The organism is Streptomyces sp. 3330 (assembly GCF_031456635.1).
Taxonomy (GTDB): Bacteria; Actinomycetota; Actinomycetes; order Streptomycetales; family Streptomycetaceae; genus Streptomyces.
Genome location: NZ_JAVDVA010000012.1, coordinates 91,714 through 114,127 on the forward strand (window position 1 = coordinate 91,714; position 22,414 = coordinate 114,127).

A 22,414-nucleotide genomic window follows, 5' to 3' on the forward strand; every position below is an offset into this window, starting at 1 on the left:
AGACATGTCCAAGCACACGCTCTCCGTCCTGGTGGAGAACAAGCCGGGCATCCTGGCCCGGATCGCCGCCCTGTTCTCCCGCCGGGGCTTCAACATCGACTCGCTCGCCGTGGGCGTCACCGAGCACGCCGACATCTCCCGCATCACGATCGTGGTGAGTGTCGACGCCCTGCCGCTCGAGCAGGTCACCAAGCAGCTCAACAAGCTCGTCGAGGTGCTGAAGATCGTCGAGCTGGAGCCGGGACAGGCCGTTCACCGCGAACTCGTTCTGGTGAAGGTGCGTGCCGACAACGAGACGCGCTCGCAGATCGTCGAGATCGTCCAGCTGTTCCGCGCCAAGACCGTCGACGTCTCCCCGGAGGCCGTGACCATCGAGGCCACCGGCAGCAACGACAAGCTGTCCGCCATGCTGAAGATGCTGGAACCGTACGGCATCAAGGAACTGGTCCAGTCCGGCACGATCGCCATCGGCCGGGGCGCGCGTTCGATCACGGACCGATCGCTGCGCGCTCTCGACCGGTCGGCGTAAGTACACAACCGGTCTTCGCACGAACGGATCCGGGCGGTCGGTGATCGCCGACCGCCCGTATGCCGAGACCCCGAGACTTCCCTTCCGTTCGCCGTCATACGGTGGAAGCAACACCTGCACTCAAGGAGAGAACCCAAAGTGGCCGAGCTGTTCTACGACGCCGACGCCGACCTGTCCATCATCCAGGGCCGCAAGGTCGCGGTCATCGGATACGGCAGCCAGGGCCACGCCCACGCCCTGTCGCTCCGTGACTCCGGTGTCGACGTCCGGGTCGGTCTGCACGAGGGCTCCAAGTCCAAGGCCAAGGCCGAGGAGCAGGGCCTGCGCGTGGTGACCCCCGCCGAGGCCGCCGCCGAGGCCGACGTCATCATGATCCTCATCCCGGACCCGATCCAGGCCCAGGTCTACGAGGAGTCCATCGCCCCGAACCTGAAGGACGGCGACGCGCTGTTCTTCGCCCACGGCTTCAACGTGCGCTTCGGCTTCATCAAGGCCCCGGCCGGCGTCGACGTCGCCCTGGTCGCCCCGAAGGGCCCGGGCCACCTGGTGCGCCGCCAGTACGAGGAGGGCCGCGGCGTCCCCGCGATCGCCGCCGTCGAGCAGGACGCGACCGGCAACGCCTTCGCGCTGGCCCTGTCCTACGCCAAGGGCATCGGCGGCACCCGCGCCGGCGTCATCAAGACGACCTTCACCGAGGAGACCGAGACCGACCTGTTCGGTGAGCAGGCCGTCCTCTGCGGTGGCACCTCCGCGCTGGTCAAGGCGGGCTTCGAGACCCTGGTCGAGGCCGGCTACCAGCCGGAGATCGCCTACTTCGAGTGCCTGCACGAGCTGAAGCTGATCGTGGACCTCATGTACGAGGGCGGCCTGGAGAAGATGCGCTGGAGCGTCTCCGAGACCGCCGAGTGGGGCGACTACGTCACCGGCCCGCGCATCATCACCGACGCCACCAAGGCCGAGATGAAGCAGGTCCTCGCCGAGATCCAGGACGGCACCTTCGCCCAGAACTGGATGGACGAGTACCACGGCGGTCTGAAGAAGTACAACGAGTACAAGGACGCGGACTCCGAGCACCTGCTGGAGACCACCGGCAAGCAGCTGCGCAAGCTGATGAGCTGGGTGAACGAGGAGGCGTAAAGCCTCGGACCGGGGGGCCGGAGCAGATCGCTCCGGCCCCGTTGTCCATCCTGTCCCACCACGGACGGGTGATCCTTCCGCGGAGGCGTAAGGCGACCTCCGTCGCAGCACTACACTGCTGCACTACATACGCGTCAGGCCCACAGCGTCGTGCGTCTTCCACGCGGCTAGCCCCTCCTCCGCCTGCGGCCGTCGGGACGGCCGTCCGCACGCATTGGACTTGTGAGGACTCACGTGAGCTCGAAACCTGTCGTACTCATCGCTGAAGAGCTGTCGCCCGCGACCGTGGACGCGCTTGGCCCGGACTTCGAGATCCGGCACGCCAACGGAGCGGACCGAGCCGAACTGCTCCCGGCCATCGCCGATGTCGACGCGATCCTGATCCGCTCGGCCACCAAGGTGGACGCCGAGGCGATCGCCGCCGCGAAGAAACTGAAGGTCGTCGCACGAGCCGGCGTCGGCCTGGACAACGTCGACGTGCCCGCCGCCACCAAGGCCGGCGTGATGGTCGTCAACGCCCCGACCTCCAACATCGTGACCGCGGCCGAACTGGCCTGCGGTCTGCTGCTCGCCACCGCCCGCCACATTCCGCAGGCCAACGCCGCGCTGAAGAACGGCGAGTGGAAGCGCAGCAAGTACACGGGCGTCGAGCTGGCCGAGAAGACCCTCGGCGTCGTCGGCCTCGGCCGCATCGGTGCGCTCGTCGCGCAGCGCATGTCCGGCTTCGGCATGAAGGTCGTCGCGTACGACCCCTACATCCAGCCCGCCCGCGCCGCGCAGATGGGCGTGAAGGTCCTCTCGCTGGACGAGCTGCTCGAGGTCTCCGACTTCATCACGGTCCACCTGCCGAAGACCCCGGAGACGGTCGGTCTCATCGGCGACGAGGCGCTGCGCAAGGTCAAGCCGAGCGTGCGCATCGTCAACGCCGCGCGCGGCGGGATCGTCGACGAGGAGGCGCTGTACTCGGCGCTGAAGGAGGGCCGCGTCGCCGGCGCCGGCCTCGACGTGTACGCGAAGGAGCCCTGCACGGACTCCCCGCTCTTCGAGTTCGACCAGGTCGTGGCCACCCCGCACCTCGGCGCCTCGACCGACGAGGCCCAGGAGAAGGCCGGTATCGCGGTCGCGCGCTCGGTGCGCCTCGCCCTCGCGGGGGAACTGGTGCCGGACGCGGTGAACGTCCAGGGCGGGGTCATCGCCGAGGACGTCAAGCCCGGTCTGCCCCTCGCCGAGCGCCTCGGCCGGATCTTCACCGCACTCGCCGGTGAGGTCGCGGTCCGCCTCGACGTCGAGGTGTACGGCGAGATCACCCAGCACGACGTGAAGGTGCTGGAGCTGTCGGCGCTCAAGGGCGTCTTCGAGGACGTCGTCGACGAGACCGTCTCGTACGTCAACGCCCCCCTGTTCGCGCAGGAGCGCGGCGTCGAGGTGCGGCTGACCACCAGCTCCGAGTCGGCCGACCACCGCAACGTGGTCACCGTGCGCGGCACGCTCTCGGACGGCGAGGAGGTGTCGGTCTCCGGCACGCTGGCCGGTCCGAAGCACCTCCAGAAGATCGTCGCGGTCGGCGAGTACGACGTCGACCTCGCGCTCGCCGATCACATGGTCGTCCTCAAGTACGAGGACCGTCCGGGTGTCGTCGGCACCGTGGGCCGGGTCTTCGGCGAGGCGGGCATCAACATCGCCGGTATGCAGGTCGCGCGTGCGGCCGTGGGCGGCGAGGCGCTGGCCGTGCTGACGGTGGACGACACCGTTCCCGCCGCGGTGCTGGCGGAGGTCGCCGAGGAGATCGGCGCGACGTCCGCGCGTGCGGTGAACCTCGTCTGAGGTGGCCTCACCTCACTGAACGCGACTCGGACGAAGGAGCCGGGCGGGCTGGTGCGATCCAGCCCGCCCGGCTCCTTCCGCGTGGGTCACCTCTTGCCGTCGACCCGGATCCGCCGCAGCGTGACCGATGCCGCTGCCGCCGCTCCGGCCAGGAGGAGCGCGCCGGCGATCGCCGCGCCCTGCATCCCGCTCGTGAACGCCTCGCGTGCCGTCGCCGCCAGGGCGTCTCCCGTGCGCCCCGGGAGCCGGCCCGCCACCGCCAGGGCGCCGCCGAGGGTCTCGCGGGCCTCGCCCGGGGCCGTGGCCGGGATGTCGTGACGGTAGATCGCCGTGCCGATGGAGCCGAGGACGGCCATGCCGAGGGCGCCGCCGAACTCGGTGCCGGTCTCCAGCAGCGCGGACGCGGATCCGGCGCGTTCGACCGGGGCCGCGCTCAGCGCCAGGTCCGTCATCTGGGACAGGACCATGACGATCCCGCAGGCCAGGACCGCGCAGGCGGTCAGCACGAGCCACATCGAGTCCGTGCCCGCGAGGGCCAGCAGCGCATAGCCGCTCGCGCCGATCGCGAAGCCGGCCGTCACCACGTAGGCGCGGTGGACGCCCCTCTGGACCAGGGAGGTCGCCACCGGGGCCGCGAGGCCGATCGGCACCGAGGGGAGCAGGGCCCACAGGGCTGCCTCCAGCGCGCTCCTGCCGAGGACGGACTGGAGGTACTGGGTGGTGAAGAACGCCGAGCCCATCATGCCGAAGGCGGAGACCAGGTTGAGGGCGAGGGCGGGGGCGAAGCCGTACCCGCGGAACAGGGCCGGGGAGATCATCGGTGAGGCCGTGGTGCGCTGGCGGTGGACGAAGAGGGCCGCGAAGAGCAGTCCGACGGTGACCGAGACGACGTACCGCGCGTGCCAGCCCTCGGACGGGATCTCCTTGAGGCCGTAGATCACGGGCAGTACGGCGGCCATCGACAGCGGGACGCTCAGCCGGTCGAAGCGGCCGGGGGCGGGGTCGCGGGACTCCGGCAGCAGGACCGGGCCGAGGACCAGCAGCAGGACCATCGCGGGCAGGTTGACCAGGAAGACCGAGCCCCACCAGAAGTACTCGACCAGCAGGCCGCTCATCACCGAACCGAGCGCGATGCCGCCCGTCATCACCGCGGACCACAGGCCGATCGCCTTGGCGCGCTGGGCCGGGTCGGTGAACATCGTGCGGATCAGGGCCATGGTCGAGGGCATCAGGGTCGCGCCGCCGATGCCGAGCACCGCGCGGGCCGCGATCAGGGTCTCGGCGCTGTCCGCGTACGCGGCGATCAGCGAGGCGGCGCCGAAGGCGGCGGCGCCGATCAGCAGCAGCCTGCGGCGGCCGATGCGGTCGCCGAGCGAGCCCATCGTCATCAGCAGGCCCGCCAGGACGAAGGCGTAGATGTCGAAGATCCAGAGCTGCTGGGTGCCCGTCGGCCGCAGGTCCGCGCTGATCGCCGGGATGGCGAAGTAGAGGACGGAGACGTCCATGGAGACCAGCAGCAGCGGCAGCATCAGGACGCCCAGCGCGGTCCATTCACGGCGGCCGGCACGGCCCGCGGGGGGCGCGGGGGAGTCCGCCGGGGTCTTCGTGCCGGTCGGGTTCGTCGGGTTCGCGGAGTGGGTCATGGCGGTGACTGTACGAGCGTATTAAACGCTTGTCTAGAACACATGTATAAGTCATACGTATAGGACGGCTGTATGGATCGAAGGTAGGCTGGCGGCCATGGGACACCGTGAGGATCTGCTCGAAGGCGCCAAGCGCTGCCTGCTGGAGAAGGGGTTCCTGCGGACGACCGCGCGGGACATCGTCAAGGAGTCGGGGACCAACCTGGCGTCCATCGGCTACCACTACGGCTCGAAGGACGCGCTCCTGGTGCAGGCGTACGTCTCGCTGATCGAGGGTGCGGGCGACGAGTTCGACCCCGGCTGGGGCGTGGGGGGCGAGACGGCGGCGGCCCCCGGCTCGCTGGAGCGCTTCCAGGAGGTGTGGGCCGGCATCATCGGCTCGGTGCCCCGGACGCGGGCCGTCTGGCTGCTCAGCTTCGAGCTCATCGTCCAGGGCGACCGGCTCCCCGAGGTGCGCACGCTGCTGGCCGCGGCACAGGAGGAGGGCCGCTCGGGGATCGTGCCCATGTTCAACGGCGTCCCGGAGGACCAGCTCGACAAGGAGACCGTCGACACGGAGGGCCGCTTCTACCAGACGCTCCTCAACGGGCTCATGGTCCAGTGGCTCTTCGACCCGGACTCGGCGACCGACGCGGCACAGCTCACCGAAGGGCTGCGCCGGGTGATGAAGGGCGCCACGAAGAGCTGAGCCGCCGGGCCGCCGGACAGGCGCCTAGGGCAGCCGGGCCGCCTTGAGGGTCATGTGCAGGAGGAGCCGGTCCTCGCCGTCGTCCAGGTCCAGGCCGGTCAGCTGTTCCACCCGGGACAGCCGGTAGTAGAGGGTCTGCCGGTGGATTCCCAACTCGGCCGCCGTGCGGCCCGCTTGGCCCGCGCGGTCGAGGTAGACCTCGGCCGTGCGGGCGAGTTCGCGGTGGGCGGGCGCCAACAGCGTGCGGACGGCGGGGTCCTTGGCGGTCTCCCTGGGCAGGGTGGTCAGCAGGCGGTAGGGGCCGATGGACGCCCACCGGGCGACCGGGCCGAGGCCGGGCTCCGCGAGCGCCGCCCGTGCCGAGGCCGACGCCTCCTGCCAGGCGGCGCCGAGTTCCGCCAGGCCGACCCGCCCCGCGGCCACGCCCGCGGCGGACGCCCCCGCGCGCTCCAGCAGCCGGGCCGCCGCCGAGGTCGCCGGGGTCAGGGTGTCCGTCGAGCGCAGCCGGACCAGCAGGGCCAGGGACTGGGAAGCGGCGCCCCGGGGGACGGTGCACAGTGCCGTCGCCCCCGGCAGCGTACGCAGCGAGGGCGCGTCGTCCGGGTCGGCGGACGGCCAGGGCGTCACGCACACCACCGTGTGCGGGCCGTCCGCGCGGGCGCCGAGCGCGGTGCGCAGCTCCGCCACCGCCATGTCCCGCTGCCAGTCGGGCCGAGCGGTGAGCACCGCGCGCAGCTCACGGGTGAGGTCCGCGCCGTGCTGCGCCTCGTCGGCGAGCAGGGCGCCGATCCGGCCGGTGACCTCCATCGCGGCCGCCAGCTGGGCGTCCGAGGGCCCGGGGTCGTCGTCGAGCAGCCAGACGTAGCCGAGGACGACTCCCCGGTGCCGTACGGGGAGACAGACGCGCCCCCGGTACACGCCGGCCTCCGGGGTCGGCGGGATCCGCACCGGGCCGGTCGCGCGGGTGATGCCGAAGCCCTCGAACCAGGTGCGGACCGCGGCCGTGGAGCGCCGGGTCAGGATCGAGCGGGTGCGCACCGGATCCAGCGCCGACGCGTCGAGCTCGCCCTCGCTGTCGTACGCGCCGAAGGCGATCAGCTCGAAATCCCGGTTCTCCAGGGTCGCGGGAGCGCCGAGCAGTTCGGAGATCTCGTCGACGAGCTCCTGGTGGTCACCTGTGTGGTCGGCTGTCACCCAGGCATTCTCCCGCATGACCGCCGCCCTTTCATACATCTGTCTGAGATCCACGACGCGGATGCGTGACAGCTGTCGATGGCCCACGATCGGAGGGATCCTTAGGTTTCACGGTGGTTCTCCGTGCCGTTCCCCGATCGTCGGGCGACGGCCTCGTATGGGTTGGTATGTGGAGGTGCCCCGTGCTGGGTCCCGTGATTCTCGCCGCTTCGCGCAGCGACCGGATGCGACGCCTGATCTCGGCGGCCCCGGTGACGAAGCAGGTCGTGGACCGCTTCATCCCCGGTGAGACGGTCGACGACATCGTCCCGATCGTCGAGGAGCTCACCGCCTCCGGGCTGGAGCTGACGATGGACGTCGTCGGTGAGGACATCACCACCCCCGAGCAGGCCGCCGCCGCCCGGGACGCCTACCTGGCGCTGATCGACCGGCTCGCGGAGCTGGAGCTCGGCGAGCGGGTCGAGATGTCCGTCAAGCTGTCGATGTTCGGCCAGGCGCTGGACGGCGGCCATGAGCTGGCCCTCGCCAACGTGCGCCCGGTGGTCGAGGCCGCCGCCGCCATCGGCACCACCGTCACCCTCGACGCCGAGGACCACACCACCCTCGACTCGATGTTCGCCATCCACGAGGAACTGCGGAAGGACTTCCCGCAGACCGGCTGTGTCATCCAGGCCTACCTCTTCCGCACCGAGGCCGACGCCCGCCGCCTCGCGGCGAGCGGCAGCCGGGTACGGCTCGTGAAGGGCGCGTACAAGGAGCCCGCCGAGGTCGCCTACCAGCAGAAGCACGAGATCGACAAGGCGTACGTCCGGATCCTGCGCACGCTGATGGAGGGCGAGGGGTACCCCATGATCGGGTCCCACGACCCGCGCCTGATCTCCATCGCGCAGGAGCTCGCCCGCAAGGCCGGGCGCAAGCTGGACGAGTACGAGTTCCAGATGCTGTACGGCATCCGCGGCGACGAGCACCTGCGGCTGGCCGCCGAGGGCCACCGCATGCGCGTCTACACCGCCTACGGCACCGACTGGTACGGCTACTTCATGCGCCGGCTCGCGGAGAAGCCGGCCAACCTGCGGTTCTTCGTCCGTTCGATGATCAGCAAGGGCTGAGCCCGCACCCCCCGCCAGAAACACCCGCTCAGAAGGAGTAACGGAAGACATGGACGCGGTAACCCAGGTCCCCACCCCCGTCAACGAGCCGGTGCACGGCTACGCCCCCGGCTCGCCGGAGCGCGCCCGGCTGGAGGCCAAGCTCAAGGAGCTGGCCGACAACCCGATCGACCTGCCCTGCACCATCGGCGGCGAGCGACGGATGGGCGGCGGCGAGCGGTTCGACGTCGTGCAGCCGCACAACCACAAGGCCCGCCTCGGCACCTACGCCAACGCCACGCGGCAGGACGCGCAGGACGCCGTCGACGCGGCCCTCGCCGCCGCGCCCGCCTGGCGCGCGATGTCCTTCGACGACCGGGCCGCGATCATCCTGCGCGCCGCCGAACTGCTCGCCGGCCCCTGGCGCGAGACGCTCGCCGCCTCCACCATGCTCGGCCAGTCGAAGACCGCCCAGCAGGCCGAGATCGACTGTCCCTGCGAGCTGGTCGACTTCTGGCGCTTCAACGTGGCCTACGCCCGCCAGATCCTGGCCGAGCAGCCCCCGGCGAACTCCCCGGGTGTGTGGAACCGCCTCGACCACCGGCCGCTCGAGGGCTTCGTCTACGCGATCACGCCGTTCAACTTCACGGCCATCGCGGGCAACCTGCCGACCGCGCCCGCGCTGATGGGCAACGTCGTCGTGTGGAAGCCGTCCCCGACGCAGACGCACGCCGCCGTGCTGCTCATGCAGCTGCTGGAGGAGGCCGGTCTGCCCAAGGGCGTGATCAACCTGGTCACGGGTGACGGCCTGGAGGTCTCCGAGGTCGCCCTCAACCACCGCGACCTCGCCGGCATCCACTTCACCGGCTCGACGAAGACCTTCCAGCACCTGTGGAAGACGGTCGGCGCCAACATCGAGAAGTACCGCTCCTACCCGCGTCTGGTCGGGGAGACCGGCGGCAAGGACTTCGTCGTCGCCCACCCGAGCGCGGACCGCGCGGTCCTGAAGACCGCCCTCACCCGCGGCGCCTTCGAGTACCAGGGCCAGAAGTGCAGCGCGACCTCCCGCGCGTACATCCCGGCGTCGATCTGGAACTCCGGTTTCAAGGAGGAGTTCGCGGCCGAGGTCGACTACCTCACGATGGGTGACGTCACCGACCTGTCGAACTTCATCGGCGCCGTCATCGACGAGCGGTCGTTCGCCAAGAACAAGGCGGCGATCGACCGCGCGAAGGCGGACCCGACCTGCACGATCGTCGCGGGCGGCTCCTACGACGACTCGGTCGGCTACTTCGTCCGCCCGACCGTCGTCGAGTGCACCGACCCGGAGAACGAGGTCTTCACGACCGAGTACTTCGGCCCGTTCCTCGCCGTGCACGTGTACGACGACAGCTCGCCCGAGGCGTACGACGAGATGCTGACGCAGATGGAGTCGGTCTCGGACTACGCGCTGACGGGCTCGGTCGTCTCGGGCGACCGCGCGGCCGCCGCGTACACGATGGAGAAGCTGCGCTACGCGGCCGGCAACTTCTACATCAACGACAAGTCGACCGGCGCCGTGGTCGGCCAGCAGCCCTTCGGCGGCGGCCGTGCCTCCGGCACCAACGACAAGGCCGGCGCGCCGCAGAACCTGATGCGCTGGACCCTGACCCGCGCCATCAAGGAGACGCTGGTCGCGCCGACCGACTACGCGTACCCGCACATGGGCTGACGCGTCGTCGTACGACGGGGGGAGGGGACGGGCGGACGCCCGTCCCCTCCCCCCGTCGCGCCGCTCCCCGCCTCCGCGTTCCCCCGCCTCAGCGGGTGCGGACCCTTCCGAGGAAGTCCTCGATCAGCGCCGCGATCTGGCCCGCGTGCGTCTCCAGGGCGAAGTGCCCGGTGGGCAGCAGGTGCACCTCCGCCCCCGGCAGGTCGCGGCGGAACGCGAGCGCGCCGGCCGGGACGAAGATCTCGTCGCCCGCGCCCCAGACCGCCAGCAGCGGGACCTGACGGGTGCGGAAGTACTCCTGGAAGGCCGGGTAGAGGGCGAAGTTGGAGCCGTAGTCGGAGATCAGGTCGAGCTGGATCTCCGGCCGGCCGGGCCGGGCCATCAGGGCCGTGTCGTGCTCGTAGGCGTCCGGGCTCACGAACTCCTGCCGCTCCGGCGGGACCCCGTGCAGGTACTGCCACCTGATCCCCTCCGGGCTGCTGATCTCCCGCACCGCCGCCTCGGTCCGCGGGGTCCGCTCCGCGATCAGCGCCCGCACCGGCGCCCATGCCTGCTCCCCGAGCCCCTCCTCGTAGGCGTTGCCGTTCTGCGTGACGATCGCGGTCACCCGGTCGGGGTGGGCGAGGGCGAGGCGCAGGCCGATGGGGGAGCCGTAGTCCTGGATGTAGAGCGCGAACTCCTTCAGGCCGAGCTGCTCGGTGAACTCCCCGGTGACGGCGGCCAGTTCGTCGAAGGTGTACCGGAAGTCCGCGGGCGCGGCCGACCGGCCGAAGCCGATGTGGTCGGGGGCGATGACGCGATGGCTGTCGGCGAGCAGCGGGATCAGGTCGCGGAACATGTGGGAGCTGCTCGGGAAGCCGTGCAGAAGCAGCAGGACCGGCGCGTCGGCCGGGCCTGCCTCCCGGTAGTACACCTCGTGGCCGCGGACGGTGGTGGTGCGGTGACGGACCTGGCGAGGGGCGTGGAGGGTCATGCACCGAGTGCACCACGGACGTCACTAACCGGTCAAGAGACTTTTAAGGGTTAGGTGACCGGCATGCCGGGATCTTCCCCGTGTTCCCGCCGCGCGGCATCGGCAGGAACGCGTCCACGATCCGCTGGGGCATCGAGGTCATGGTGGGGGTCGTCCTGTTCGGGCGCGGACGTTCGGCGCCCGGACCGCCCCGGCCGGCGCCCGCGTCCGGCGCGTCCGCGAGGACGACGGGGGCGGCGCTGTCGAGGGTGGGCGGCGGTCCGGGGACGGCGATCACGCCCGTGCTCTCCCTCGCCCGGACGCCCCCCGGGGCGGAGATCACCGACCTGGGCCCCGAGCGGCCCACCCGTCAGGGTCGGCTGTGTCACGACCCCGGGGTCGGCCGCGGCGTCGGCCGTCCGGGCACTCGTCCGGGAATTGAGGTCGTCGGCGAAACCGCAGGTCGGCACGGGGTGAGCCGGAGCGCCGTCTCAGATAGTAGGAAGCCCGAGTAATTGTGGAGACAGTCGCGTGCTCCTCCCTTAGCTTTGTAGGAGCCGAACGTCTCGCTCGACCAAGCGAATGGCGGTCGTGAGCCGGGCCCCACGCAGGCAACCCCTGCGGCCCGCTCCCCGCCCCATCCGGCGTCTCGCAACCCCCTTCCGCACTCCCTGGAATTCGAAGGAGTCGATTTCCCATGGCCGAGACGACCGTCCGCCGCCGAGTCCGTCACATCTCCCGTACGAGCGATTCCGACCGCAAGAACGCCGCCGCGGCGCTCCAGCGCGCCCTCGACCGCCGTGACAACGGTGGCGAGACCGGCCACTGAGCCGAGCCGCCCAGCAGTCCGGGAGCCGCACCCGCACGGGGTGCGGCGCGGACCCCGAACGGGACTTCGGGACCGCGCCGCACTCCGCCCCCCACCCCGATGCGCACGCCGGTCCGCACCCCTTGCCGGATCCGCTCCACCGGGTCCGCGCCGCGACTTCTGTGTCCGTATGGCGGACAGTCCATGTCATCCCATGGGACGAGGAGTACGGTTCCCGTATGTCTCGCAGCCTCAATCTCGCAGTGATTCCCGGTGACGGCATCGGCCAGGAGGTCGTGGCCGAAGGTCTCAAGGTCCTCTCCGCCGTCCTCCCGCAGGATGTGAAGCTGGAGACCGAGGAGTACGACTTCGGCGCCCGGCGCTACCACGCCACCGGTGAGACCCTCACCGACGCGGACGCCGAGGCGCTCAAGCGGCACGACGCCATCCTGCTCGGCGCGATCGGCGACCCGAGCGTCCCCTCCGGCGTCCTGGAGCGGGGTTTCCTGCTCAAGCTGCGCTTCCTCTTCGACCACCACGTCAACCTGCGTCCGTCGAAGCTCCTCCCGGGTGTCGCCACCCCGCTGGCGGGCCAGCCCGAGATCGACTTCATCGTGGTCCGCGAGGGCACCGAGGGTCCGTACACCGGCAACGGCGGCACGATCCGCAAGGGCACCCCGCACGAGGTCGCCACCGAGGTCTCCGTGAACACGGCCTTCGGTGTCGAGCGCGTGGTCCGGGACGCCTTCGCCCGCGCCCAGGCCCGCCCCCGCAAGAAGCTCACGCTGGTCCACAAGAACAACGTGCTGGCCTTCGCCGGGCACCTCTGGACGAACGTCTTCCACCGGGTGGCCGAGGAGTTCCCCGACGTCACCACGGACTACATCCACGTGGACGCCGCGACGATCTACCTCGTCACGGACCCCGCGCGGTTCGACGTCATCGTCACCGACAACCTCTTCGGCGACATCATCACCGACCTCGCCGCGGCCGTCTCCGGCGGCATCGGCGTCGCCGCGAGCGGGAACATCAACCCGTCCGGCGAGTTCCCGTCCATGTTCGAGCCGGTGCACGGCTCGGCCCCGGACATCGCCGGCCAGGGCAAGGCCGACCCCACCGCCACGGTCCTGTCCGTCGCCCTGCTGCTGCGCCACCTCGGCCACGAGGCCGAGGCCGTCCGCATCGAGGAGGCCGTCTCCGCCGACCTGGAGGAGCGCGGCTCGCTGCCCGCGCGCAGCACCTCCGAGATCGGCGACGCGCTCGCCGTACGCGTAGCCGGCTGACCCCGCGCTGCGCGAAACCTTTCGAAGCCGCCGGGTCGCAACCGCACCCGGCGGCTTCCGCATGTCCCCCGCCGGGTGCCACCATCAACCCTGGGTCGCATTCACGCCGTTTTGGACCTGGTCCGCCGCTTGCGATAATCGAACGCGGAGCCGCGGTATGAGGCAATGCTCGGACGTCCTAGCACCGGCCACTGGCCGTACGGGCGTGAGCGCGGCCCGTCACTACAACCGGTGAAGGACAACCACTCATGACGACGCCCACGATCGAGCTCAAGCCCTCCGCCAGTCCGACCTCCGCCGCCGAGCGGCAGGCGATCCTGGCGAACCCCGGGTTCGGCCGCCACTTCACCGACCACATGGTGACGATCAAGTGGACCGAGGGCCGGGGCTGGCACGACGGTCAGCTCGTTCCGTACGCGCCGATCCCCCTCGACCCGGCCACGAACGTCCTGCACTACGCGCAGGAGATCTTCGAGGGACTGAAGGCGTACCGCCGCCCCGACGGCTCGGTCGCCACCTTCCGCCCGGACCAGAACGCCAAGCGCTTCCAGCGCTCGGCCCGCCGCCTGGCCATGCCCGAACTGCCGGTCGAGACGTTCATCGAGGCCTGCGACGCGCTGGTCGGCCAGGACAAGGACTGGGTGCCCGCCCACGGCGGCGAGGAGTCCCTGTACCTGCGGCCGTTCATGATCGCGACCGAGGTCGGCCTGGGCGTGAAGCCGGCCAACGAGTACCTGTTCCTCGTCATCGCCTCGCCGGCCGGCGCCTACTTCCCGGGCGGCGTCAAGCCCGTCTCCATCTGGGTCTCCGAGGAGCACGTGCGCGCCGTGCCCGGCGGCATGGGCGACGCCAAGACGGGCGGCAACTATGCCGCGTCCCTGCTCGCCCAGGCCGAGGCCGCCGCCCAGGGCTGCGCCCAGGTCTGCTACCTCGACGCGGTCGAGCGCAAGTGGGTCGAGGAGCTCGGCGGCATGAACCTGTACTTCGTGTACGACGACAAGATCATCACGCCGTCGCTCACGGGCTCCATCCTGGAGGGCGTCACCCGCGACAGCCTCCTCACCGTCGCCCGCGACCTCGGCTACGAGGCCGTGGAGGGCCGGGTCTCGGTCGAGCAGTGGCAGCGCGACTCCGAGAGCGGCGCCCTCAAGGAGGTCTTCGCCTGCGGCACCGCCGCCGTGATCACCCCGGTCGGCACGGTCAAGCGCACCGCGGGCGAGTGGCGGCAGTCGGGCGGCGAGCCCGGCGAGGTCACCCTCAAGCTCCGTCAGGCCCTGCTGGACATCCAGCGCGGCACGGCCGAGGACAAGCACGGCTGGATGCACGAGCTGGGCTAGTCGCCTCTTTCCCGTCAGGGCCACCCCGTCCGGGGTGGCCCTGACGCGTTCTCGGGGCTGTCCACTGTTTGAGCAGCGCTCAAAATCTGCTCGTCATGTCTTCTGATCATCGAGTCGAACGTTTAGAGTGCTGCTCAAAGAAAGGGAGAGCATCGTGCGACTCACTCCCACCGAACGGGACCGTCTGCTGCTGTTCGGCGCGGCGGAGCTGGCCCGGGCGAGAAGGGCCCGCGGGCTGCGGCTCAACGTGCCGGAGGCGACCGCGCTGATCGCGGACACGGTGTGCGAGGCCGCCCGCGACGGCGCCCGGCTCGCCGAGGCGATCGAGCGCGCCCGATCGGTCCTCGGCCCGGACGACGTGCTGCCGGGCGTCGCGGACGTCGTCACCGAGGTGCATGTCGAGGCCGTCTTCGACGACGGCTCGCGGCTCGCGGTCGTCGCCGACCCCATCGCCGGGGGCACGCTCGGGGACCGGGCGCCGGGAGCCCTGCTGCCGGGGCCGGAGCACGCCGAGCCCGAGGCCGCCGTCCGGCTGACGGTCACGAACACCGCGACCGTGCCCGTCTCCGTCACCTCCCACTTCCACTTCTTCGAGGCCAACCCGCGGCTCGACTTCGTCCGGGAGAAGACCTACGGCATGCGGCTCGCCGTCCCCGCCGGATCCTCGGTCCGCTTCGGGCCGGGGGAGAGCAGCGAGGTCGGGCTCGTCCCGATCGGCGGCGCCCGGGTCGCGATCGGCTTCGCCGGTCTGGTCGACGGACCGCTCGACGCGCCGGGGGCGAAGGACGAGGCCCTGCGCCGGGCCGCCGCCTGCGGATACCTGGGAGCGGCAGCCGGAGGGACCCGATGAACCCGTACGAGTACGCCGCCACCCACGGCCCCCGGGCCGGCGACCGCGTCCGTCTCGGCGACTCGGGGCTCGTCGTCCGCGTCGAGTCGGACGCGCAGCTGCACGGCGACGAGTTCCTGGCCGGTTTCGGCAAGACCGCCCGGGACGGGCTGCACCTCAAGGCCGCCGCCGTCCGCGAGACCTGTGACGTCGTGATCAGCAACGTCGTCGTGATCGACGCCGTGCAGGGCATCCGCAAGGTGTCGATCGGCATCCGCGAGGGCCGGATCCACGCGATCGGACGGGCCGGGAACCCCGACACCCTGGACGACGTCGACGTCGTCGTCGGCACGGGCACGTCCATCGTGTCCGGCGAGGGGCTGATCGCCACCGCCGGCGCCGTCGACACCCATGTCCATCTGCTGTCGCCGCGGATCATGGAGGCGTCGCTCGCCTCCGGGGTGACCACGGTCATCGGGCAGGAGTTCGGGCCCGTGTGGGGTGTCGGCGTCAACTCGCCCTGGGCGCTGCGGCACGCCTTCGCCGCGTTCGACGCCTGGCCGGTCAACATCGGCTTCCTCGGCCGGGGTTCGTCCTCCTCCGCCGCGCCCCTGGTGGAGGCCCTCGCGGAGGGCGGCGCCTCGGGCTTCAAGGTGCACGAGGACATGGGCGCCCACACCCGGGCGCTGGACACGGCGTTGCGCGTCGCCGAGGAGCACGACGTCCAAGTCGCCCTGCACAGCGACGGGTTGAACGAGTGCCTGTCGGTCGAGGACACCCTGAGGGTGCTGGAGGGCCGGACCATCCACGCCTTCCACATCGAAGGCTGCGGCGGCGGTCACGTGCCGAACGTGCTGAAGATGGCGGGCGTCGCCAACGTCATCGGCTCCTCCACCAACCCCACCCTCCCGTTCGGCCGGGACGCCGTCGCCGAGCACTACGGCATGATCGTCTCCGTCCACGACCTCAAGACCGACCTGCCCGGCGACGCGGCCATGGCCCGCGACCGGATCCGGGCCGGCACCATGGGCGCCGAGGACGTCCTGCACGACCTGGGCGCGATCGGCATCACCTCGTCCGACGCCCAGGGCATGGGCCGGGCGGGCGAGACGGTCCGCCGCACCTTCGCCATGGCCGGGAAGATGAAGGCCGAGTTCGGCGCCCCGGACGCCGACCACGACAACGAGCGCGTCCTGCGCTACATCGCCAAGCTGACCGTCAACCCCGCCCTCGCCCACGGCCTCGCGCACGAGGTCGGCTCGATCGAGGTGGGCAAGCTCGCCGACATCGTGCTGTGGCGCCCCGAGTACTTCGGCGCCAAGCCGCAGCTCGTCCTCAAGTCCGGCTTCCCCGCGTACGGAGTGGTCGGCGACCCGAACGCGGCCACCGACACCTGCGAACCCCTGGTCCTCGGACCGCAGTTCGGGGCGTACGGGGCCACGCCCGCCGACATCTCGGTCGCTTTCGTCGCCCGGGCCGCCCTCGACCAGGGCGGCGACTCGATGCCGACCCGCCGCCGCAGGGTCGCCGTCCGCGGCACCCGCGGCATCGGACCCGCCGACCTGCTCCGCAACTCCCGTACCGGCGCGGTCGACGTCGACCAGCGCACCGGCCTGGTCACCCTCGACGGCGAACCGCTGCGCTCCGAGCCGGCCGAGTCCGTCTCCCTCAACCGCCTGTACTTCCTCTGAGGACCCCTGATGTCTGCTGCCGCCGACGGCTTCCGCATGCCCGCCGAATGGGCCCCGCACGAGCGCACCTGGATGGCGTGGCCGGGCCCCAACCCCACGTTCGAGGATCCCGAGGACCTGACCGCCTCCCGGGCCGCCTGGGCCTCGGTCGCCCGCGCGGTCCACCGCTTCGAGCCCGTGACGGTGGTGTGCGGCCCCGGACAGTCGGCGGACGCCCGCGCCCTCCTCGGCCCGGGCGTCGACACGGTCGAGCGCGAGCTCGACGACGCCTGGATGCGGGACATCGGCCCCACCTTCCTGACCGCAGCGGACGGGCGGCTCGCCGCCGTCGACTGGACGTTCAACGGCTGGGGCGCCCAGGGCTGGGCCCGCTGGGAGCACGACGCGAAGATCGCCGCACATGTCTCGGACCTCGCGGGCGCGCGGACGTACGCCTCGAAGCTGGTCAACGAGGGCGGCGCCGTCCATGTCGACGGCGAGGGCACGGTCCTGCTGACGGAGACGGTCCAGCTCGGCCCGGAGCGCAATCCGGGGTGGACGCGGGAGCAGGTCGAGGCGGAGATCCACGCCATGCTCGGCACCCGCAAGGCGATCTGGCTGCCCCGCGGACTCACCGGCGACTATCCTCCGCACGGCTTCGGCACCCTCGGCCATGTCGACATCGTCGCCGCCTTCGCCCGCCCGGGAGTCGTCGTCGCCCACCACCAGCCCGACCCGGCCCACCCCGACCACGAGGTGACGAGGGAGGTCATCGGACTGCTGAGGGCGCAGACCGACGCGCGGGGCCGCCGACTGGAGGTCGTCGAGGTCGCCGCCCCGACCGTGCTGGAGGCCGACGGCCGCTGGGCCGACTACTCGTACATCAACCACTACCTCTGCAACGGCGGCGTCGTGCTCTGCGGCTTCGACGACCCGCGCGACGAGCTCGCCGCGGGCGTCTTCCGCCGGCTGTTCCCGGAGCGCACGGTCACGCTGGTGGACGCCCGTACGATCTTCTCCGGCGGCGGTGGCATCCACTGCATCACCCAGCAGCAGCCGAGGGTCTGAGATCCGGGCGACGAGACGAAGGGGAGCCGGCCATGGCCGCAGCGGCACGGGCACGCAGGAACGCACCGCCCCGCGAGGACGTCCTCGCCGCCGCCATGGAGATGATCGCCGAGCGCGGTCTGGAGAAGCTCACCATGGCGGGGCTCGGCCGTGAGGTCGGGATGAGCAGCGGCCATCTCCTCTACTACTTCCACTCCAAGGACGAACTCCTGCTGCGCACCCTGGAGTGGAGCGAGGGCAGGCTCGGCGCCGAGCGCGCGCGGCTGCTGGCCCGCGCGGCCCCCGCCCGTGAGCGCCTCGACGCCTACGTCGGCCTGTACGTCCCCGACGGCCCCCGCGATCCGCACTGGACGCTCTGGCTGGAGGTCTGGAACCGGTCGCAGAACGCCGCCGTCGACGCGGCCGCCCGGGACCGCCAGGCGGCCATCGAGGGCGCATGGCACCGCGACCTGGCCGCCCTGCTGGCGGAAGGGGTGTCGCGGGGCGAGTTCCGGCGCGTGGACCCCGACCGGTTCGCGGCCCGGCTGCGCGCCCTCCTCGACGGCTTCTCCATCCACGTGGCCATCGGACTGCGGGGCACGGGCCGCGAACAGGTCCTCGGACACGTCCGGGAGTTCCTGGCCGAGAGCCTGCTCGTGGACGGGTGAGATCACGGACGGGCGGGGACGCGGCTGCGTGGCGGCGGGCGTGATCCGTGCCGGGGGTTCCGGGTGATCCGCGAGAACGGACCGCTCGCATCCTGAGACAGTCGGTGAGCAATCGGACGGTCTGTGCCAGACTGCCGCCGTGCTCTCGTTCGCCATGATTATTGGCAGCAGGCGCGCCGGTCCGCAGTGACCGCTCCGTACGACCAGGTACGAGCGGCCATCGTCGTCCTCGACCCGCGCGCAGACCTCTCGCACCCGCGAGGGGTTTTTCGCTTTTCTGGCCCACCCACAGCCGGGAGCGAGAGCGCGAGGGAGCATGGGGGGATGGTGGAGCCGGTCATTCCGGTAACGACCGAGATCCGACACAGGAGCCTTCAGACCATGACCGCAACCAGCGAACTCGACGACTCGTTCCACGTCTTCGACACCACCCTGCGCGACGGCGCGCAGCGTGAGGGCATCAATCTCACCGTCGCCGACAAGCTGGCCATCGCCCGGCACCTGGACGACTTCGGCGTGGGCTTCATCGAGGGCGGCTGGCCCGGCGCCAACCCGCGCGACACGGAGTTCTTCGCCCGCGCCCAGGAGGAGATCGACTTCAAGCACGCCCAGCTGGTCGCCTTCGGCGCCACCCGCCGGGCGGGCGCGAAGGCAGCCGAGGACCCGCAGGTCAGGGCGCTGCTGGAGTCGGGGGCCGGGGTGATCACCCTGGTCGCGAAGTCCCACGACCGGCATGTCGAGCTGGCCCTGCGCACGACGCTGGACGAGAACCTGGCGATGGTCGGCGACACGGTGTCGTTCCTGAAGGAACAGGGCCGCCGGGTCTTCGTCGACTGCGAGCACTTCTTCGACGGCTACCGCGCCAACCCCGAGTACGCGAAAGCGGTCGTCCGGGCCGCCGCCGAGGCCGGCGCGGACGTGGTCATCCTCTGCGACACCAACGGCGGCATGCTGCCCGCGCAGATCCAGGCGGTCGTCTCGACGGTCCTCGCCGACACCGGCGCCCGGCTCGGCATCCACGCCCAGGACGACACCGGCTGCGCCGTGGCGAACACCCTCGCCGCGGTGGACGCGGGCGCGACGCACGTCCAGTGCACGGCGAACGGCTACGGCGAGCGGGTCGGCAACGCGAACCTGTTCCCGGTGGTCGCGGCCCTGGAGCTGAAGTACGGCAAGAAGGTCCTGCCCGAGGGCCGGCTGCGCGAGATGACCCGCATCTCGCACGCGATCGCCGAGGTCGTCAACCTGACGCCGTCCACGCACCAGCCGTACGTGGGGGTCTCGGCCTTCGCCCACAAGGCCGGCCTGCACGCCTCGGCCATCAAGGTCGACCCGGACCTCTACCAGCACATCGACCCCGAGCAGGTCGGCAACACCATGCGGATGCTGGTGTCGGACATGGCCGGACGGGCCTCGGTCGAGCTCAAGGGCAAGGAGCTCGGCGTCGACCTGGGCGACGACCGCGAACTGGTCGGCCGGGTGGTGGAGCGGGTCAAGGAACGCGAGCTCCAGGGCTACACCTACGAGGCGGCGGACGCCTCCTTCGAGCTGCTCCTGCGGGCCGAGGTCGAGGGCCGGCCGCTGAAGTACTTCGAGGTCGAGTCCTGGCGGGCCATCGTCGAGGACCGCCCCGACGGCACCCACGCCAACGAGGCCACGGTCAAGCTGTGGGCCAAGGGCGAGCGCATCGTCGCGACGGCGGAGGGCAACGGCCCGGTCAACGCCCTCGACCGGTCCCTGCGCGTGGCGCTGGAGAAGATCTACCCCCAGCTGGCCAAGCTCGACCTGGTCGACTACAAGGTCCGCATCCTGGAGGGCGTCCACGGCACCCAGTCCACGACCCGCGTCCTGATCTCCACGACGGACGGCACGGGCGAGTGGTCCACGGTGGGCGTCGCGGAGAACGTGATCGCCGCCTCCTGGCAGGCCCTGGAGGACGCCTACACGTACGGGCTGCTGCGGGCCAAGGTCGAGCCCGCCGAGTAGGCGGCACCCGGCGGGAGTCCTCGGCGAGCCGCTCGGGCCCGCCGAGGCCCCTCACCCGGCCGACGGCCCGGACCTACCGCAGTTGCCACTTCTGGTTGGCGGCGCCCGTGCACGCCCAGATCTGCGCCCGTGCCCCGTTCGCCGACGAGTTGTCCGTGACGTCGAGGCACTTGTTCGCCGCGGTGTTCACGACATCACCGGTGGCCGCGTCGTACGACCACCGCTGAGCCCCGGTCCCGTTGCAGTCGTACAGCTGCACCTTCGCCCCGTCCGCCGTCGACGCCGAGGTCACGTCCAGGCACTTGCCGAGTGCCTGGACGGAGCCGTCCGTCTGCACCGTCCACCGCTGGGCCGCAGATCCGTTGCAGTCGTACAGCTGCACCGCCGTCCCGTTGGCGCTCGAACCACCGGCCACGTCCAGGCATTTGCCCGCCAGACCGGTGAAGGCCCCCGACCGGGCGCCGCCGCCCGACTGCGTCCCCGACCAGGTGAAGGTCGCCGACGTGTTCCCCGGCAGCGAGTACGTCGCGTGCTGCGCACCCCAGTTGATCGTCACCGTCTTCGCGGCCGACCCGTCGTTGAAGGCGATCAGCGCCTTGGAGCCGTCGGGGTTGCGCCACGCCACGTTCGGCACCGACGACGACGCCGTCGACGCGATCCGCTGCGCGCCCGGCCGGACGAACTTCGTCAGATGCCCCATCGTGTAGTACTCGATCGTGTAGTCGACGGTCCCGCTCGCCCCGTCCCCGTCGTGCACGGTGATCAATCCGTCGCACGTCCCGCAGCCCCCGTTGTGCGGCCCCCGGTTCTGGTCCACCGCCAGCGACCACTTCGTCACCGACTTCGCCCAGTTGCGGGTGTAGTCCACGATGTTGAGCATGTCCTCGCGCTGCTGGTCGGCGATCCACGTCCCGCCCGAGTGCTCGGTGCCGAAGGCGTCCAGCTGCGGGTACCGGTCGTGCACCGACGTCTGCTTCGCCACGTCCCCGCCGTAGCCGTGCCAGGCGATCCCGCCGAAGTTCGGGTGCGAGCGGACCGCCGCGTCGTCCACCGTCTGCGCCGCGTAGGCGTCGTACGTGTCCCAGTTCCAGTCGTGCGCCAGCACCTTCGTCGACAGCCCCGCCGCCGCCAGCTTCGGCAGGAGCTCGCTCTTCGTGAAGTACGCCAGGCCCGACGCGTTCCAGCTCATCGACGGGTAGCCCGAGCAGCACGTCGGTTCGTTCTGGGCCGTCACGTACGCCACCGGTACGCCCTGGTCCCGGTACGCCTGGAGGTACTTCACGAAGTACGAGGCGTAGGCCCCGTAGTTCTCCGCCTTCAGCCAGCCCCCGTCGAGCCGCCCGCCGTCCTTCATCCAGGCGGGCGCCGTCCACGGCGACGCCATCACGGTCAGCGCCGGATTCAGTTCCCGGGCCCGCCGGGTCAGCGGCACCACGTCCGCCAGGTCGTGCGCGATCGAGAACTGCGACAGCGCGGGGTCCGTCCGGCCGGCCGGCACGTCGTCGTAGGTGTAGCCGAAGCGCGCCAGATCCGAACCGCCCATCGGGTTGCGCAGGAACGACAGGCCGATGCCCTCGGTCGGCGAGAACAGCTTGCGCATGGTCGCCTCCCGGGTCGCCGCGGACAGCGCGCCGCTGCCGTTCATCAGCCAGGCCGCGGTGTCGGTGAAGGACGCGCCGCCGCCGGTGAAGGTCTGGTACCCGGTGTTCTCGTCGACGGTGATGTTCTCGCCGCCGCCGCCGGCGCCCGACTGGAAGGCGAACGCGGGCTGGGCCTGCAGACCGCGGACCACGTGCCGTCCGCCGGCGTCGTCCGTGGTGGTGAGCCAGGCCGTGACCTGCTCCCCGGCGGCGTGCGCGGGCGCGACCGCCGCGGTGATCCCGGCGGAGGTGAGCAGACCGGCGAGGAGCAGCCGGAGGACGCGAGTGGATCTCCTCATGGAGCGCCGCCCTTCTGAGGTGGGGGAACGGGAGGCGTGCGAGGCGTGAGTAAATGACGGCTTCCGGGCCGCGTCAAGGGG

19 protein-coding genes are annotated in these 22,414 nt (G+C 71.2%); 14 read left to right on the forward strand and 5 right to left on the reverse strand.

Annotation, left to right across the window (positions count from 1 at the left end):
- Positions 1–4: 4 nt before the first annotated feature.
- From ilvN to serA, 3 genes are all read left to right on the forward strand, one after another.
- Positions 5–529 (forward strand): acetolactate synthase small subunit, encoded by a 525-nt coding sequence (gene ilvN, locus J2X68_RS21100; RefSeq protein WP_020131429.1) that lies wholly within the window; start codon positions 5–7, stop codon positions 527–529.
- Between the two features lie 138 nt (positions 530–667).
- The gene (gene ilvC / locus J2X68_RS21105; protein ID WP_190152578.1) at positions 668–1,666 is read left to right on the forward strand and encodes a ketol-acid reductoisomerase; all 999 of its coding nucleotides are present in this window, start codon (positions 668–670) and stop codon (positions 1,664–1,666) included.
- 234 nt (positions 1,667–1,900) lie between these two features.
- Positions 1,901–3,490, forward strand: a complete 1,590-nt coding sequence (gene serA / locus J2X68_RS21110; protein WP_310434098.1) for a phosphoglycerate dehydrogenase — start codon at positions 1,901–1,903, stop codon at positions 3,488–3,490.
- A gap of 86 nt (positions 3,491–3,576) precedes the next feature.
- Here the strand turns inward: serA and J2X68_RS21115 are convergent, their stop codons facing one another.
- On the reverse strand, positions 3,577–5,133 hold the full coding sequence (locus tag J2X68_RS21115) for an MFS transporter (RefSeq protein ID WP_399040446.1): 1,557 nt from the start codon (positions 5,131–5,133) through the stop codon (positions 3,577–3,579).
- 97 nt (positions 5,134–5,230) lie between these two features.
- Here J2X68_RS21115 and J2X68_RS21120 point away from each other — a divergent pair, with 97 nt between their 5' ends.
- Positions 5,231–5,821 carry a TetR/AcrR family transcriptional regulator gene (locus tag J2X68_RS21120; protein ID WP_310434099.1) on the forward strand — a complete coding sequence of 197 codons (591 nt, stop codon included), beginning with the start codon at positions 5,231–5,233 and terminating at the stop codon, positions 5,819–5,821.
- A 24-nt stretch (positions 5,822–5,845) separates the two neighbouring features.
- Here the strand turns inward: J2X68_RS21120 and J2X68_RS21125 are convergent, their stop codons facing one another.
- The gene (locus J2X68_RS21125; protein WP_310434100.1) at positions 5,846–7,033 is read right to left on the reverse strand and encodes a helix-turn-helix domain-containing protein; all 1,188 of its coding nucleotides are present in this window, start codon (positions 7,031–7,033) and stop codon (positions 5,846–5,848) included.
- 164 nt (positions 7,034–7,197) lie between these two features.
- Here J2X68_RS21125 and J2X68_RS21130 point away from each other — a divergent pair, with 164 nt between their 5' ends.
- Both J2X68_RS21130 and pruA read left to right on the forward strand, forming a co-directional pair.
- Positions 7,198–8,124: a proline dehydrogenase family protein gene (locus J2X68_RS21130; protein ID WP_310434101.1), complete on the forward strand. Its 927-nt coding sequence runs from the start codon at positions 7,198–7,200 to the stop codon at positions 8,122–8,124.
- A gap of 49 nt (positions 8,125–8,173) precedes the next feature.
- Positions 8,174–9,814 (forward strand): L-glutamate gamma-semialdehyde dehydrogenase, encoded by a 1,641-nt coding sequence (gene pruA, locus J2X68_RS21135; RefSeq protein ID WP_310434102.1) that lies wholly within the window; start codon positions 8,174–8,176, stop codon positions 9,812–9,814.
- Positions 9,815–9,902: 88 nt separating this feature from the next.
- On the opposite strand, the gene J2X68_RS21140 is transcribed toward pruA, so the two are convergent.
- Complete coding sequence (locus J2X68_RS21140; RefSeq protein WP_310434103.1) at positions 9,903–10,787, reverse strand: alpha/beta fold hydrolase; 885 nt, start codon at positions 10,785–10,787, stop codon at positions 9,903–9,905.
- Between the two features lie 43 nt (positions 10,788–10,830).
- Positions 10,831–11,064, reverse strand: coding sequence for a hypothetical protein (locus J2X68_RS21145; RefSeq protein ID WP_310434104.1), 234 nt, complete (start codon positions 11,062–11,064; stop codon positions 10,831–10,833).
- A 399-nt stretch (positions 11,065–11,463) separates the two neighbouring features.
- Here J2X68_RS21145 and J2X68_RS21150 point away from each other — a divergent pair, with 399 nt between their 5' ends.
- The 8 genes from J2X68_RS21150 to cimA all read left to right on the forward strand — a co-directional run bounded on the left by J2X68_RS21150 (position 11,464) and on the right by cimA (position 20,394).
- Positions 11,464–11,595, forward strand: coding sequence for a hypothetical protein (locus J2X68_RS21150; RefSeq protein ID WP_133930177.1), 132 nt, complete (start codon positions 11,464–11,466; stop codon positions 11,593–11,595).
- Between the two features lie 218 nt (positions 11,596–11,813).
- The gene (locus tag J2X68_RS21155) at positions 11,814–12,857 is read left to right on the forward strand and encodes a 3-isopropylmalate dehydrogenase (RefSeq protein WP_310434105.1); all 1,044 of its coding nucleotides are present in this window, start codon (positions 11,814–11,816) and stop codon (positions 12,855–12,857) included.
- 248 nt (positions 12,858–13,105) lie between these two features.
- Positions 13,106–14,194, forward strand: coding sequence for a branched-chain amino acid aminotransferase (locus J2X68_RS21160; RefSeq protein WP_310434106.1), 1,089 nt, complete (start codon positions 13,106–13,108; stop codon positions 14,192–14,194).
- Positions 14,195–14,348: 154 nt separating this feature from the next.
- A complete protein-coding gene (gene ureA / locus J2X68_RS21165; protein WP_310434107.1) occupies positions 14,349–15,044 on the forward strand; it encodes an urease subunit gamma in 696 nt (231 codons plus the stop codon).
- Positions 15,041–16,714, forward strand: a complete 1,674-nt coding sequence (locus tag J2X68_RS21170; RefSeq protein WP_310434108.1) for an urease subunit alpha — start codon at positions 15,041–15,043, stop codon at positions 16,712–16,714. Before ureA ends, J2X68_RS21170 begins: the two co-directional genes overlap by 4 nt.
- Before the next feature lie 9 nt (positions 16,715–16,723).
- The gene (locus J2X68_RS21175; RefSeq protein ID WP_310434109.1) at positions 16,724–17,761 is read left to right on the forward strand and encodes an agmatine deiminase family protein; all 1,038 of its coding nucleotides are present in this window, start codon (positions 16,724–16,726) and stop codon (positions 17,759–17,761) included.
- A 32-nt stretch (positions 17,762–17,793) separates the two neighbouring features.
- Positions 17,794–18,408: a TetR/AcrR family transcriptional regulator gene (locus J2X68_RS21180; RefSeq protein WP_310434110.1), complete on the forward strand. Its 615-nt coding sequence runs from the start codon at positions 17,794–17,796 to the stop codon at positions 18,406–18,408.
- Positions 18,409–18,789: 381 nt separating this feature from the next.
- A complete protein-coding gene (gene cimA, locus J2X68_RS21185) occupies positions 18,790–20,394 on the forward strand; it encodes a citramalate synthase (RefSeq protein ID WP_310434111.1) in 1,605 nt (534 codons plus the stop codon).
- Between the two features lie 73 nt (positions 20,395–20,467).
- On the opposite strand, the gene J2X68_RS21190 is transcribed toward cimA, so the two are convergent.
- Positions 20,468–22,333 (reverse strand): lectin, encoded by a 1,866-nt coding sequence (locus tag J2X68_RS21190; RefSeq protein WP_310434112.1) that lies wholly within the window; start codon positions 22,331–22,333, stop codon positions 20,468–20,470.
- Between the last annotated feature and the right edge of the window lie 81 nt (positions 22,334–22,414).

Bases quoted from the DNA above. Each gene is read 5' to 3' on its own strand.
- ilvN (WP_020131429.1), top strand. From the start codon at position 5: ATGTCCAAGCACACGCTCTCCGTCCTGGTGGAGAACAAGCCGGGCATC.
- J2X68_RS21115 (WP_399040446.1), bottom strand. From the start codon at position 5,133: ATGACCCACTCCGCGAACCCGACGAACCCGACCGGCACGAAGACCCCG.
- J2X68_RS21120 (WP_310434099.1), top strand. From the start codon at position 5,231: ATGGGACACCGTGAGGATCTGCTCGAAGGCGCCAAGCGCTGCCTGCTG.
- J2X68_RS21125 (WP_310434100.1), bottom strand. From the start codon at position 7,033: ATGCGGGAGAATGCCTGGGTGACAGCCGACCACACAGGTGACCACCAG.
- pruA (WP_310434102.1), top strand. From the start codon at position 8,174: ATGGACGCGGTAACCCAGGTCCCCACCCCCGTCAACGAGCCGGTGCAC.
- J2X68_RS21140 (WP_310434103.1), bottom strand. From the start codon at position 10,787: ATGACCCTCCACGCCCCTCGCCAGGTCCGTCACCGCACCACCACCGTC.
- J2X68_RS21150 (WP_133930177.1), top strand. From the start codon at position 11,464: ATGGCCGAGACGACCGTCCGCCGCCGAGTCCGTCACATCTCCCGTACG.
- J2X68_RS21155 (WP_310434105.1), top strand. From the start codon at position 11,814: ATGTCTCGCAGCCTCAATCTCGCAGTGATTCCCGGTGACGGCATCGGC.
- J2X68_RS21160 (WP_310434106.1), top strand. From the start codon at position 13,106: ATGACGACGCCCACGATCGAGCTCAAGCCCTCCGCCAGTCCGACCTCC.
- J2X68_RS21170 (WP_310434108.1), top strand. From the start codon at position 15,041: ATGAACCCGTACGAGTACGCCGCCACCCACGGCCCCCGGGCCGGCGAC.
- J2X68_RS21175 (WP_310434109.1), top strand. From the start codon at position 16,724: ATGTCTGCTGCCGCCGACGGCTTCCGCATGCCCGCCGAATGGGCCCCG.
- J2X68_RS21180 (WP_310434110.1), top strand. From the start codon at position 17,794: ATGGCCGCAGCGGCACGGGCACGCAGGAACGCACCGCCCCGCGAGGAC.
- cimA (WP_310434111.1), top strand. From the start codon at position 18,790: ATGACCGCAACCAGCGAACTCGACGACTCGTTCCACGTCTTCGACACC.
- J2X68_RS21190 (WP_310434112.1), bottom strand. From the start codon at position 22,333: ATGAGGAGATCCACTCGCGTCCTCCGGCTGCTCCTCGCCGGTCTGCTC.